Source organism: Thioclava sp. UBA3469 (assembly GCF_002378135.1).
In the GTDB taxonomy this organism is placed as follows: Bacteria; Pseudomonadota; Alphaproteobacteria; order Rhodobacterales; family Rhodobacteraceae; genus Thioclava; species Thioclava sediminum.
In genome coordinates this window covers 1-12,416 of sequence record NZ_DFRG01000217.1, presented here as the reverse complement: position 1 = coordinate 12,416, position 12,416 = coordinate 1, and the positions used below count along the sequence as shown (strand labels likewise).

The window sequence follows — 12,416 nt, the reverse complement described above, 5'->3', positions numbered from 1 at the left end:
GCCCCAAGGGCAGCAAACCAAACCAACCGAGTCACCAGCGAAACGTACGGAATCGAACAGCCATCAAAGCGATGAAGACGCCGAGCCAGAGCCAACCCTCGCTGGAAATCACCTTCATCTGCCAGAGGTAGTGAATCACGCCGAGCGCCACCGCCGGGTAAACCAGCATGTGAACCCGCCGCCAGTTTTTCCCCAACTTGCGGATCGAGGCGTTGTTCGACGTCACCGCCAAGGGGATCAGCAGCACAAAAGCCGTGATGCCGAAGAAGAGGTAGGGGCGCTTGATGAGATCCACCGCGGCCTGTGCCCAGAGCATCCCCATATCCAGCACCACCCAGGCGATCAGGTGCAGCGCCACATAGAAGAAGGCCAGCAAGCCAATCGCGCGGCGATACTTGATCAGGTTAATGCCGAGGAAACGGCGGGCGGGCGTGATGGCCAACCCGCCGATCAGGAACCACAGGGCGATCTTGCCGAGGCGATGCTCGATCGCTTTCACGGGATCGACGCCGATGCCGCCGGTCAGTGTCAGCCAGACCACCCATGCCAGCGGGATCAGCCCCGCCAGATAGACGGCCCAGCTGGGCACGCGCCGCAGTGCGGTGTTGATCGGGGCGGAGAGGGTTGCGCTGATCATCAGTAATACTTCGCGAGGTCCATGCCCTTATAGAGCTGCGCGACCTCGTCACCGTAGCCGTTGAACATCAACGTCTCCTGACGGCCGGCAAAGAGGCCCGCACCCACGCGGCGTTCGGTGGCCTGCGACCAGCGCGGGTGATCCACTTTCGGGTTCACATTGGCATAGAAGCCGTATTCACGCGGCTGCAGCTGGTTCCACGTCGTCGGCGGCTGCTTATCGGTCAGCGAGATCTTCACGATGCTCTTGATCGATTTGAAGCCGTATTTCCACGGCACGATCAGACGGACCGGCGCGCCGTTCTGGTTCGGCATCTCTTCGTCATAGAGACCGGTCGCCAGAATGGTCAATGGGTTCATCGCCTCGTCGATGCGCAGCCCCTCGACATAGGGCCAGTCGATACCGCCCTGTTTCTGCCCCGGCATCTGCTCGGGACGGTAGAGCGTCTGGAAGGCCACGTATTTCGCGGACGGCTGCACGCCCACGCGGTTCAGAAGGCTGGACAGCTCGAAGCCGATCCACGGCACGACCATCGACCACGCCTCCACGCAGCGGAAGCGGTAGATACGCTGCTCGAGCGTTACAGGCTTGAGAATATCGTCGAGTGGATAGGAGCCGGGCTTGTCGACCATCCCGTCGATCTCGATCGACCACGGGTCGGTGACCAGTTGGCCCGCATATTGCGCGGGGTCCGACTTGTCCCAGCCGAATTCGTAGAAGTTGTTGTAGGAGGTGATCTCCTTGAGGGTGTTCGGCTTGGCATCGGTCGAGAATTTCGAGGGCTTGGCGTCGATGCTGGCAAAGCTGGGTCCGGCAATCGAGCCAAGCGCCATGGCCCCCGCGCCGGCCATGATTTGGCGGCGGTTCAGGAAGTCGGCCTTCGGCGTCACATCGGCCCAGCTCGGATCGTTCGGTGTTATCTTGCGCATGGAAGTCTCCTCTCTGCCCCTACATATGGGGCGGTGCCCGTCGCTTACACTTCGAAGCTTACAGCGACATTGTTACCTCTAGGCACGTATAAAAATACGCGCCACTATCGAGACTGGATCAACGGACGGCGCAAAGTCCTCCGTTTGGGAGACAAGGGAGAGAGAGATGAAACGCTTCATCGGCGCCGCACTTGCGGCGGTCATCACTGTGGGAGCGAGCGCAGCAACGGCTGAGGACGCCCATACCTGGACCACCGAAGACACCTTCGACAACGTCACCTTCGCAGTGCAAAACGCAATCATCGGCGCGGGGCTCGTGGTCGATCACGTCAGCCATACCGGTGACATGCTGGAGCGCACGAAAGACGCCGTGGGCAGCACCAAGACGCTTTTCACCGGCGCGGACGTGTTCTCCTTCTGCTCGGCGCAGACATCGCGCGAGGTGATGGAGGCCGACATCACCAACTTCCAGTACTGCCCCTACACGATCTTCGTCTACCAGACACCCGAGGACACGGATCACGTGACGGTGGGTTTCCGCTCCTATGACGAAGAGTCGATGCAGCCGGTGACCAATATGCTGACCGGGATCGTCAAAGACGCGCTGATGCTCGACTGACGGGTATCTCGACTGACGGATATATAGCTCGCGTGCGCACCCGCGCGCGCGAGTTTTGCGGCTCAGCTCGCGCCGCGCTCGGCCCGGGCCTCCAGCTGGCTCTTGCGCACATGCCGGATCACCTCGACCAGCAGCGCGGTCAGAAGTCCCACATTCAGCAGCCCGTTCGCCGCCGCCATCCCGCCAAGGATGCGCCATTGATGCGAAAGCAGGATGTCGCCGTATCCCAGCGTGGTGAAGCTCACGAGCGAGAAGTAGACTGACTGCTCCATCGTGTTGAACACGCCCAGAATGCGGAAGCAGAAGGCCCAGAGCCAGACGCCCGCCGTGACCATCGCCAGCGCCCAGAGCGCGGCGACGACAACCATCAGCATCAGTTTCGGACGGTGCGGCTCACGCAGCATCCACCAATGCAGCCGCGAGAACGTCGCCTCGATCGCCCAGGCGCTGAGCGCGGCGATGCACACAGTCAAAAGCATCATCACCGAACCGATGGCGATCTGAATGATCATGGGCGTTCCTCCTGCCCTAGCTATTTCGCGCCACCGCACGGGCGTCAAGCGTAGCGGTGCCGCACTGGACAGAGCCGCTTGCCTGCCCTATCTCGATGCGACTATGGCAAAGCATTCAGACCCCAATTCCAAGCTGATCGCCGAGAACCGGCAGGCACGTTATCACTACGCCGTCGAGGACACACTCGAGGCGGGCATCGTGCTGCAAGGCTCCGAGGTGAAATCGATGCGCGTCGGTCAGACGAACATCGCCGAGAGCTACGCCTCGGTCGAGGATGCCGAATTGTGGCTGATCAACTCCTATATCGCGAGCCTGAACCAAGCCACGCATTTCGGCCACGAGGAGAGGCGCAAGCGCAAGCTGCTCGTCTCCAAGCGCGAATTGGCGCGTCTGTGGAACGCGACCCAGCGCGAGGGCATGACCATCGTGCCGCTGAAGATGTACTTCAACGAGAAGGGCATCGCGAAGGTCCTGATCGGGATCGCGAAGGGCAAGAAGCAGGCCGATAAGCGCGAAACCGAGGCGAAACGCGACTGGAACCGCCAGAAACAGCGCCTTCTGAAGCAGAATTACTAGGGGCACGGGGCGGATTTACCCGCCCTGCCCTTGCGTCTTGCGCGCCGCTGAGTCTAAGCAATCCCGACCGGCAAAAGAGGCGCATGACGATGGATGACCCGAAAACGCTCGTATCGACGGATTGGCTTGCTGCCCATCTGAAGGACCCCGACCTGCGCATTCTGGACGCTTCGTGGTTCCTGCCGCAGATGGAGCGGGATGCGAGGGCGACCTATGACGCCAAGCACATCCCCGGTGCGCGCTTCTTCGATATCGACGATATCGCCGATAACCGCTCGGACCTGCCGCATATGGCGCCGCCGCCCGAGAAGTTCATCAGCCGCATGCGCGCGATGGGCGTCGGCGACGGCCATCAGGTCGTGATCTACGATCAGCACTCGATCTTCTCCGCGCCGCGCGTGTGGTGGACCTTCCGCCTGATGGGCAAGACGGATGTGGCGGTGCTCGATGGCGGTTTGCCGAAATGGGAGGCCGAGGGCCGCCCGCTCGAAGACATGCCGCCGATGGTGCGCGACCGTCACATGACGGTGCAACGCCACCCCGGTCTGGTGAAAGACGTCACGCAGGTCGCCCATGCCAGCAAGCTCGGCGATCACGAAATCATCGACGCGCGCCCGAACGAGCGCTTCCTCGGCAACGGCACGGAGCCGCGCCCGGGGCTGCGTTCGGGTCATATCCCCGGCTCGCGCAACCTGCCCTTCGGCGAACTGCTGACCCCCGAGGGCACCTTCAAATCCCCAGAAGAGATCAAGGCCCGGTTCGAGGCCGCCGGCGTCGACCTGTCGAAGCCCGCGATCACGACCTGCGGCTCCGGTGTCAGCGCCGCGATCCTGTCGCTCGCGCTCGAACTGATCGGCAAGTCCGACTGGTCGCTCTATGACGGGTCCTGGTCGGAATGGGGCATGTATAACGACCTCAAGGTCGCAACGGGAGAAGCATGATGCTGAACAATCTCAAGCCGCAGGCGCCGGACAAAATCCTTGCGCTGATGGAAGAATACCGTGCCGATGAGCGCGACCAGAAGGTCGATCTCGGCGTTGGCGTCTACAAGAACGCCGAAGGCGAAACCCCGATCATGCGCGCCATTCACAAGGCGGAAAAGCAGGTATGGGACAACGAGACCACCAAGAAATACGCTGGCCTCGCCGGCCAGCCGGAATTTCACGCCGCAATGGCCGAGATGGTTCTGGGCAAGGGCTACCCGGCCGATCGTCTGGCGTGCCTGTCGACCGTGGGCGGCACCGGCGCCTGCCGCATGGGCTTCGAGCTTGCCCGCATCGCGAACCCCGGCACCAAGATCTGGGTCTCCGACCCGACCTGGCCGAACCACCTCTCGATCCTGAAGTTCATGGATCAGGACTTCACCACCTATCGCTATTTCGATGCCGAGACCCGCTCGGTCGATTTCGACGCGATGATGGAAGACCTGAAGGGCGCCAAGGAAGGCGACATCGTGCTGCTGCACGGCTGCTGCCACAATCCGACCGGCGCGAACCTGACGCTCGAGCAATGGGGCAAGGTCGCCGATCTGCTGGCTGAGACCGGCGCCGTGCCGATGATCGACCTCGCCTATCAGGGCTTCGGGGACGGTCTTGAAGCCGATGCGGCAGGCACCCGCCTGATCGCCGAGCGTCTGCCGGAAGTGCTGATCGCGGCGTCCTGCTCGAAGAACTTCGGTATCTATCGCGAGCGCACCGGCTGCCTGATGGTTCTGGGCTCGGAAGAGACCAAGAAAACCGTTCAGGGCAACCTCGCCTATCTCAACCGTCAGACCTACTCTTTCCCGCCCTATCACGGGCAGGCGCTGGTCACCCGCGTGCTCACCGATCCCGAGCTGCGCGCCGATTGGGAAGCCGAGCTGGAAGAGGTTCGCACCGGCATGCTGGAGCTGCGCCAGCAACTCGCCGACGAACTGCGCAAGCTGTCCAATTCCGACCGCTTCGACTTCGTGGCAGAGCACCGCGGCATGTTCTCGCGTCTTGGTGCGACGCCCGAGCAGGTCGCTGCGATGAAGGAAGGCAACGCGATCTACATGGTCGGCGACTCGCGTATCAACATCGCGGGCCTTAACAAAAACAGCGTGCCGCTTCTGGCCCGCGCGCTGATCGACGCTGGCGTCTAAACGCTTCCGACAACAAGTAAATTCAGAACGGCGGTCCATTCGGGCCGCCGTTTTTCGTCGCGGATTTTTCCGCATTGCGCCCTTGAAATAATAAGCAGGCTCATAATATAGAGGCTTACTTTAATTTCAACGGAGCCCCGGATGCCCGATCAGAGCCTAGGTTTTCTCCTGCATGACGCGACGCGGTTGATCCGCCGTCGCTTCGAGGCACGCGCCAACGAGTTCGGCCTGACGACCGCGCAATGGCGGCTGCTCGTCTACCTCAAGAAGGAGGGCGCGCTGGCGCAGGCCCGGCTGGCCGAGCTGCTCGAAATCGAACCGATTTCGGTTTCGCGCCTCGTCGACCGCATGGAAGAAGCCGACTGGGTCTGCCGCAAAGCTGATCCGAACGATCGACGCGTCAAGCTCGTGCATCCCTCGGCCAAGGCGCGCAACGCGTTCGAGAATGCTCGCTCCATCGCGGATGACATCTACGAGCAGGCACTGGCCGGGCTGAGCGATGACGAAGTCGCGACCGCACTGAACACCCTGCGGGCGATCATCCGTAACCTCTCCGAAGACACCTCCTCCACGTCAGAGACAAATCATGAGTGACCAGAACCCGACCGCGGACAGCGCGGCAAACCAACCGAAACAGAAACAGAAGAAGGGGCCGAAATTCTGGCTCCTTATTCTCGTGCCCGCCCTCATCGTACTGGGCGGCGCGTGGTACTGGCTGAGCGCCGGTGGCTCGCAAAGCACCGAGAACGCCAATTTCCAGATGGCGAGAATCCCCGTCGCCTCGCAAATCTCGGGCCGTGTGACCGAGGTGTTCGTGCATGACAACGAGCATGTGAAAAAAGGCGCGCCGCTGTTCGAGCTCGACAAGAAACCCTACGAGCTGGCGCTGGCAAAGGCCGAGGCTGCGCTGTCGCAGGCCCGCCTTCAGGTCGAACAGCTTCGCGCCTCCTACAAGGCTGCGCTCGCCGATGAGAAACAGGCAGCGGATAATGCGGCTTATCAGGAGAAACAGCTGAACCGTCAGGAAAAGCTGATCAAATCCGGCACCACGACGCAGCAGGCGCTCGACCAGCAGCGCACGGCGACGCAAGCCGCGCAGAACACGCTGGCCGCGGCCAAGCAGAAAGTGGCGTCGGCCAAGGTTGCGCTCAACGGCAATCCCGAGATTCAGGTGGACGAGCACCCTTCGGTGAAATCGGCGATCGCGGCGGTCAATGACGCCAAGTACAACCTCTCGCAGACCGAGGTCGATGCGCCCACTGACGGCATCATCTACCAAGCCTCCTCGTTCAAACCGGGCGAGATGGTCGGCGCAGGCGCCAGCCTCTTCACGCTGGTCGACACCAGCGACGTCTGGGTGATCGCGAACTTCAAGGAAACTTCGCTGACCCATATGCAAGCGGGCCAGTCGGCGACGGTCGAATTCGACGCCTTCCCGGATCGCGAATATCACGCGACGGTCGACGCGGTCGGCGCGGGCACGGGGGCCGAGTTCTCGATCCTTCCGGCACAGAACGCGACCGGCAACTGGGTGAAAGTGACCCAGCGCGTGCCTGTGCGCCTGCGTCTCGACGAGGGCGCGAATCTCGACGGCCTGCGCGCGGGTCTGTCGGCCAGCGTCACCGTCGATACCGCCTCGCAGCCGCGTTACAAGCGCATCCTCGACAAGGCGAACAGCTCGGCCGCGGTGGCGGGCACGACCCAACAGGGGCAGTAAGTCATGGCCGAGGCCGCAGAGAAACAACCCAAGGGGATCGACCCGCATAACGTGCCGCATCGCGCGCTGATCATGGCGTCGCTGATGCTGGCCGTGATCATGCAGGTGCTCGATACTACCATCGCGAACGTGGCCCTGCCCGACATGCGCGCCGACCTCGGCGCGTCGCGCGATACGATCAACTGGGTGCTGACTTCCTATATTGTGGCCGCGGCCATCGTGACCCCGCTGTCGGGGTGGCTCGCCAACCGCTTCGGGCGGCGCGAGATCTTCATGGTCGCGGTGATCGGCTTCGTCGTCTTTTCGATGCTTTGCGGGATCGCGTGGTCGCTCGACGTGATGGTGATCTTCCGCCTCATGCAGGGCGTGTTCGGCGCGGCCATCGTGCCGCTCGCGCAGAACTTCATGCTCGACATCAACCCGCGCGAGAAGCACGGGCAGGCGATGGCGATGTTCGGTGCGGGCATCATGCTCGGCCCGATCATCGGCCCGACGCTGGGCGGCTATCTGACCGAGGTGATCAACTGGCGCTGGGTGTTCTACATCAATGTGCCGCTCGGGATGATCGCCATCGCGGGCTCTGCTTTCTTCCTGCCCGAAACGCCCAAGAAGAAGATCGGTTTCGACTTCTTCGGCTTCGCGGCGCTGGCGGTGGCGATCGGGTCGTTGCAGATGATGCTCGACCGTGGGTCCGATCTCGACTGGTTCGCCTCGCGCGAAATCTGGATCGAGGCCGCGCTCGCGATCAGCGGGTTCTGGGTGTTCCTCGTGTGGATCCTCAGCGCGAAGAAGCCCTTCCTCGAACCGAAGATGTTCCTCGACCGCAACCTCTCGATGGGGCTGCTGTTCATCTTCGTGATCGGGATCATCCTGCTCGCCTCGCTGGCGCTGCTGCCGCCGATGCTGTCGAACATCTTCAGTTATCCGACGCTGACGACGGGCCTCGTGATGTCGCCACGCGGCGTGGGGGCGATGATCATGATGCTGCTGATCGGGCGGTTGGTGAAGGTCATCGACCTGCGCATCCTCGTGGTGGTCGGGCTGTCCTTAACCGCCTATTCGCTGCACATCATGTCGACCTTCTCGCCGCAGATGGGGCCAAAATGGATCATCATCTCGGGCGTGATTCAGGGCTTCGGACTGGGTTCGGTCTTCGTGCCGATCTCGACGCTGGCCTTCGCCACGCTCGCCCCGGAATATCGCGGCGACGGCACGGCGCTGTTCTCGCTTCTGCGCAATATCGGCTCGTCCATCGGGATCTCGATCGTGACCGCGCTGCTCACCCACAATATCGCGGTGAACCATTCCGAGATCGTCTCGGCGATCAATCCGCAGAACCTCTCGAGCGTGATGAACGGCGCGAGCGGCATGTCGCGAGAGGCGGCGCTCACGGTCCTCAACAACCTCGCGACGCAGCAGGCGGCGATGATCTCATACGTGGACGATTTCAAGTTCATGATGTGGGTCACGCTGGCGGCGATCCCGCTCGTCTTCTTCCTGCGCAAGCCGGATTACCAGAACAGCGGCGGAGGCCAGAAGCCGCAAGGCGCTCCGGTCACCGAGTAAGCCGAAACCAGACGCAATGAAAAGGCCCGGGATCGCTCCCGGGCCTTTCGCTTTGTCTTGGATGAGACGTCTTAGTTGACGAACTCCGGATAGGCTTCCATGCCGAGTTCCGCCTTGTCGAGACCCATCATCTCGTCCTCCGCCGGGGCGCGGATGCCCATGACGGCTTTGAGGATGAACCAGATGATTGCCGAGACCACGAAGACGAAGATGCCGACGATGATGATCGAGACGATCTGGCCGTAGAAGGTGCCGTCCGGGTTGGTGATCGGAACAGCCAGCGTGCCCCAGATACCAGCGCCGAGGTGGACCGGGATAGCGCCCACGACGTCGTCGATCTTCAGCTTGTCGAGCATCGGAACCAGCAGGACCACGATGATACCGCCGATCGCGCCGATGATGGTCGCTGCACCGAGGCTCGGGGTCAGCGGCTCAGCCGTGATCGACACGAGGCCAGCCAGAGCGCCGTTGAGAACCATGGTCAGATCCGGCTTCTTGTAGAGGATCTGGGTCAGGATCAGCGCTGCGATCGCGCCACCGGCGGCTGCCGTGTTGGTGTTGGCGAAGATGCGCGAGATGTCGGCGACGTTGCCCACGGTGTTCATGTAGAGCTGCGAACCGCCGTTGAAGCCGAACCAGCCGAGCCACAGGATGAAGGTACCGAGCGTGGCGAGCGTCAGGTTCGAACCGGGCATAGCCTGGACCTTGCCGTCCTTATACTTGCCGATACGCGGGCCGAGGATCAGAGCGCCTGCGAGAGCTGCCCAGCCACCGACCGAGTGCACGACGGTCGAACCAGCGAAGTCGAGGAAGCCGAAATCTGCGTCCAGGAAGCCACCGCCCCATTTCCACGAAGCCTGGATCGGGTAGATGAAGCCCGTCAGGATCACGGTGAAGATCAGGAACGGCCACAGCTTGATGCGCTCGGCCAGGGTGCCCGAAACGATCGACGCGGTGGTGGCGCAGAACATCAGCTGGAAGAAGAAGTCCGAACCGACCGAAGCGTAGGTCAGGTCGACCGAATCCGCGCCGACGCCAACGGGCTCGAGCGAGGTGGTCGAGAAGGCACCGAGCACGCCGTTGATCGACCAGCCGTCGCCCGGGTACATCAGGTTGTAGCCGATCAGGTAGTACATGATCGCCGCGATCGCGAAGAGCGCGATGTTCTTCAGCGACTGCATGGTCACGTTCTTCGAGCGCACGAGGCCAGCCTCGAGCATCGAGAAGCCCGCGCCCATCCACATCACCAGGAAGCCGGTGACGAGGAACATGAAGGTGTTCAGGATGAAGCCGATCTCATTGGCCGGCGGATCGACCGGGGCGGCGTCTTGCGCCAGCGCCGGCAGGGCCACCGCGGTCATCGCAACCGCAAGGCCAGTGATTTTCGAAAGCTTGTTCATTTTCCTACTTTCCCCCTGTCGCGCCTTAAAGCGCGTCGTCATTGGATTCGCCGGTGCGCACGCGAACCGCCTGCCCGACATCGAGAACGAAGATTTTGCCGTCGCCGATCTTGTCGGTTTTCGCGGCTTTCATGATCGTGTCGACAACCTCGTCGGCGAGGCCGTCAGCGACGACGATCTCCAGCTTGACCTTCGGCACGAAGTTCACGGCGTATTCGGCACCACGATAGATTTCCGTGTGACCCGACTGGGCACCGAAGCCTTTGATCTCGGTCACCATCATTCCGCGCACGCCGATGGTGGTGAGCGCCTCGCGCACCTCCTCCAGCTTGAACGGCTTGATTGCTGCAATGATGAGTTTCACCTGACATCCCTTCCTTGTTCAGCCCTTTCGATGCCCGCTTGGTGACATCGCACGGTGTTAAAAGGCCCGCTGTCCCCCTTTCACACAAGGAAACGAGGTTCCGTCCGAGTAGCAGCCTCAGCGGATTCCGGCTCAAATTTGCACAATTTGTGCGCTTTGCCGCTTTTTTAATCACATTGCAAATCTGAAACGTGATTTTTCGCGGGTGCACATCTCGGGTCGGCCCGTGTAGATTGCGCGCAATTAAAACGCAGGCAGCGGAACAGGCAGATGACTCAGAAAGGCGGAGGGCGCGGGCGCCTCGTGGCCGACAAGCGCTATTCCTCGTCGAAGCAGCCTCCCAAGGCATCGAAACCCACCAAGCCGCGCAAGAATGCGCGCCGGGGTGGAGGTAACGGCGGAGGTGGCGGTGGCGGCCGAGGCAAGCCGCCGCGGCGCAACGGGCCGGTCACCGGCCTGATCATCGGCCTCGCTCGGTTGATCTGGCGGGTCGTCTGGGGCGTCGGCTGGCGCCTCGCGATGATCGTCGCCCTCGTGGTGGGCGCAGCGACGCTGTATTTCTACTCGACCCTGCCTGACTACACGAAGCTGCTCGACGGCCGCACCCGCGGCTCGGTCACGATGCTCGACGATCAGGGCAAGGTCTTCGCCTGGCGCGGCGAGACCTTCGGCGGCCAGATCGACGCGAAAAACGTCTCGCCCTATCTGCGCGACGCCGTGGTCGCGACCGAGGACCGCCGCTTCTACCATCACTTCGGCATCTCGCCGCGCGGCATCGCCTCGGCAATGGCGATCAACATGCGCGAAGGGCGCGGGCCGTTCGACGGCAACGGCGGCTCGACCATCACGCAGCAGACCGCGAAGCTCTTGTGCCTCGGCGTGAAGTTCGACCCGAAGAAATGGAAGAACGAAGCCGCCTATGAGAATGACTGCCGTTCGGGCGGCCTGCGCCGCAAGATCAAGGAAGTGCCCTACGCCTTCGCGCTGGAACTGAAATACTCGAAAGATGAAATCCTTTCGATCTACCTCAACCGCGCCTATCTCGGTGCGGGTGCGCGCGGCTTCGAGGCCGCGTCGGAGCGCTATTTCGGCATCTCGGCGGCCAATGTCGATCCGCAGCAGGCCGCGATGCTGGCGGGCCTTCTGAAAGCCCCGAGCTACTACGCCCCGACCTCGAGCCTCAAACGCTCGCAGGAACGCGCCGAGACCGTTCTCAGCCTCATGCATGAGCAAAACTACCTGACGGACCGGCAATATCTCGACGCGAAGAACAACCCCGCCACCCTGAGCCAAGCGGCCCAGAAACGCGCGGGCGGCTATTTCGCGGATTGGGTGATGGACACGATCCCCGACTTCCTGTCACGCGACACGACCGAGGATGTGGTCATCAACACAACGCTCGATCAGCGCATCCAGTCGGCGGCCGAAGACGCGATGAAGTCGGTCTACGACAACAAGGTCTCCAAAGGCTCGAAGGCCGAATCCGCGATCGTCGTGATGAGCGCAGATGGCGCCGTGCGCGGCATGGTTGGCGGTCGGGCCACGAAGGTCTCGGGTGCGTTCAACCACGCGACCATGGCGCAGCGGCAGACCGGCTCGACCTTCAAGCCCTTCGTCTACGCGACCGCGCTCGATCTGGGCTACACCCCGGATTCGATGGTGGATGACGCGCCGGTCACGGTGAAGATGCCCGGCTCGCCCGATTGGAGCCCGCGCAACTACGAGCGCAGCTACATGGGGCCGATTACGCTGACCACGGCGCTCGAGCATTCGGTGAACGTCGCCACCGTGCGCGTCTCCGAAGCGGTGGGGCGCGAGAATGTCATCAAGGTCGCGGAAGGGTTCGGCTTCGCGCAGGACCTTCCGAACCTCCCCTCGGTGGCGCTTGGCGTGGGGGAATCGGACCTGCTCGACATGACGGGGGCCTATGCGGGTATCCTCAATGGCGGCTCTTCGGTGCAGCCCCATGGCCT

At 62.4% G+C, this 12,416-nt stretch carries 13 protein-coding genes; 8 read left to right on the top strand and 5 right to left on the bottom strand.

Annotated elements, in window-relative coordinates:
- Nucleotides 1-31 precede the first annotated feature (31 nt).
- Together msrQ and msrP are read right to left on the bottom strand one after the other, a co-directional pair.
- A complete protein-coding gene (gene msrQ, locus B3D39_RS16080) occupies nt 32-637 on the bottom strand; it encodes a protein-methionine-sulfoxide reductase heme-binding subunit MsrQ (protein ID WP_286789876.1) in 606 nt (201 codons plus the stop codon).
- Complete coding sequence (msrP, locus tag B3D39_RS16075; RefSeq protein WP_274963632.1) at nt 637-1,566, bottom strand: protein-methionine-sulfoxide reductase catalytic subunit MsrP; 930 nt, start codon at nt 1,564-1,566, stop codon at nt 637-639. Before msrP ends, msrQ begins: the two co-directional genes overlap by 1 nt.
- Nucleotides 1,567-1,732: 166 nt before the next feature.
- Here msrP and B3D39_RS16070 point away from each other — a divergent pair, with 166 nt between their 5' ends.
- Nucleotides 1,733-2,185, top strand: coding sequence for a DUF302 domain-containing protein (locus B3D39_RS16070; protein ID WP_274963633.1), 453 nt, complete (start codon nt 1,733-1,735; stop codon nt 2,183-2,185).
- 62 nt (nt 2,186-2,247) lie between these two features.
- Here the strand turns inward: B3D39_RS16070 and B3D39_RS16065 are convergent, their stop codons facing one another.
- Complete coding sequence (locus tag B3D39_RS16065) at nt 2,248-2,697, bottom strand: ion channel (protein WP_078541739.1); 450 nt, start codon at nt 2,695-2,697, stop codon at nt 2,248-2,250.
- 103 nt (nt 2,698-2,800) lie between these two features.
- Between B3D39_RS16065 and smpB the strand changes: the two genes are divergently transcribed.
- The 6 genes from smpB (at nt 2,801) to B3D39_RS16035 (ending at nt 8,679) form a co-directional block, all read left to right on the top strand.
- Entirely contained in the window at nt 2,801-3,274 is a 474-nt protein-coding gene (smpB, locus tag B3D39_RS16060; RefSeq protein WP_083076202.1) for an SsrA-binding protein SmpB, read from the top strand.
- Between the two features lie 89 nt (nt 3,275-3,363).
- Entirely contained in the window at nt 3,364-4,215 is an 852-nt protein-coding gene (gene sseA, locus B3D39_RS16055; protein WP_414718019.1) for a 3-mercaptopyruvate sulfurtransferase, read from the top strand.
- Nucleotides 4,215-5,396 (top strand): aromatic amino acid transaminase, encoded by a 1,182-nt coding sequence (locus B3D39_RS16050; protein ID WP_274963635.1) that lies wholly within the window; start codon nt 4,215-4,217, stop codon nt 5,394-5,396. Before sseA ends, B3D39_RS16050 begins: the two co-directional genes overlap by 1 nt.
- Before the next feature lie 141 nt (nt 5,397-5,537).
- The gene (locus B3D39_RS16045) at nt 5,538-5,990 is read left to right on the top strand and encodes a MarR family winged helix-turn-helix transcriptional regulator (RefSeq protein ID WP_274963636.1); all 453 of its coding nucleotides are present in this window, start codon (nt 5,538-5,540) and stop codon (nt 5,988-5,990) included.
- Nucleotides 5,983-7,113, top strand: a complete 1,131-nt coding sequence (locus B3D39_RS16040; RefSeq protein WP_274963637.1) for an HlyD family secretion protein — start codon at nt 5,983-5,985, stop codon at nt 7,111-7,113. The genes B3D39_RS16045 and B3D39_RS16040 overlap by 8 nt, the downstream gene beginning before the upstream one ends.
- Nucleotides 7,114-7,116: 3 nt before the next feature.
- Nucleotides 7,117-8,679: a DHA2 family efflux MFS transporter permease subunit gene (locus B3D39_RS16035; protein WP_274963638.1), complete on the top strand. Its 1,563-nt coding sequence runs from the start codon at nt 7,117-7,119 to the stop codon at nt 8,677-8,679.
- Between the two features lie 71 nt (nt 8,680-8,750).
- On the opposite strand, the gene B3D39_RS16030 is transcribed toward B3D39_RS16035, so the two are convergent.
- The gene (locus B3D39_RS16030) at nt 8,751-10,079 is read right to left on the bottom strand and encodes an ammonium transporter (protein WP_172976213.1); all 1,329 of its coding nucleotides are present in this window, start codon (nt 10,077-10,079) and stop codon (nt 8,751-8,753) included.
- Nucleotides 10,080-10,104: 25 nt separating this feature from the next.
- Nucleotides 10,105-10,443, bottom strand: coding sequence for a P-II family nitrogen regulator (locus B3D39_RS16025; RefSeq protein ID WP_078522388.1), 339 nt, complete (start codon nt 10,441-10,443; stop codon nt 10,105-10,107).
- Between the two features lie 270 nt (nt 10,444-10,713).
- On the opposite strand from B3D39_RS16025, the gene B3D39_RS16020 reads away from it, so the two are divergent.
- The coding region (locus B3D39_RS16020) for a transglycosylase domain-containing protein (RefSeq protein WP_286789875.1) at nt 10,714-12,416 on the top strand (1,703 nt) is incomplete at its 3' end.

Excerpts from the sequence above, each read along its gene's own strand:
- B3D39_RS16030 (WP_172976213.1), bottom strand. The coding sequence starts at position 10,079 with ATGAACAAGCTTTCGAAAATCACTGGCCTTGCGGTTGCGATGACCGCG.
- smpB (WP_083076202.1), top strand. The coding sequence starts at position 2,801 with ATGGCAAAGCATTCAGACCCCAATTCCAAGCTGATCGCCGAGAACCGG.
- sseA (WP_414718019.1), top strand. The coding sequence starts at position 3,364 with ATGGATGACCCGAAAACGCTCGTATCGACGGATTGGCTTGCTGCCCAT.
- B3D39_RS16045 (WP_274963636.1), top strand. The coding sequence starts at position 5,538 with ATGCCCGATCAGAGCCTAGGTTTTCTCCTGCATGACGCGACGCGGTTG.
- B3D39_RS16070 (WP_274963633.1), top strand. The coding sequence starts at position 1,733 with ATGAAACGCTTCATCGGCGCCGCACTTGCGGCGGTCATCACTGTGGGA.
- msrQ (WP_286789876.1), bottom strand. The coding sequence starts at position 637 with ATGATCAGCGCAACCCTCTCCGCCCCGATCAACACCGCACTGCGGCGC.
- B3D39_RS16050 (WP_274963635.1), top strand. The coding sequence starts at position 4,215 with ATGCTGAACAATCTCAAGCCGCAGGCGCCGGACAAAATCCTTGCGCTG.
- B3D39_RS16035 (WP_274963638.1), top strand. The coding sequence starts at position 7,117 with ATGGCCGAGGCCGCAGAGAAACAACCCAAGGGGATCGACCCGCATAAC.
- B3D39_RS16040 (WP_274963637.1), top strand. The coding sequence starts at position 5,983 with ATGAGTGACCAGAACCCGACCGCGGACAGCGCGGCAAACCAACCGAAA.
- msrP (WP_274963632.1), bottom strand. The coding sequence starts at position 1,566 with ATGCGCAAGATAACACCGAACGATCCGAGCTGGGCCGATGTGACGCCG.
- B3D39_RS16065 (WP_078541739.1), bottom strand. The coding sequence starts at position 2,697 with ATGATCATTCAGATCGCCATCGGTTCGGTGATGATGCTTTTGACTGTG.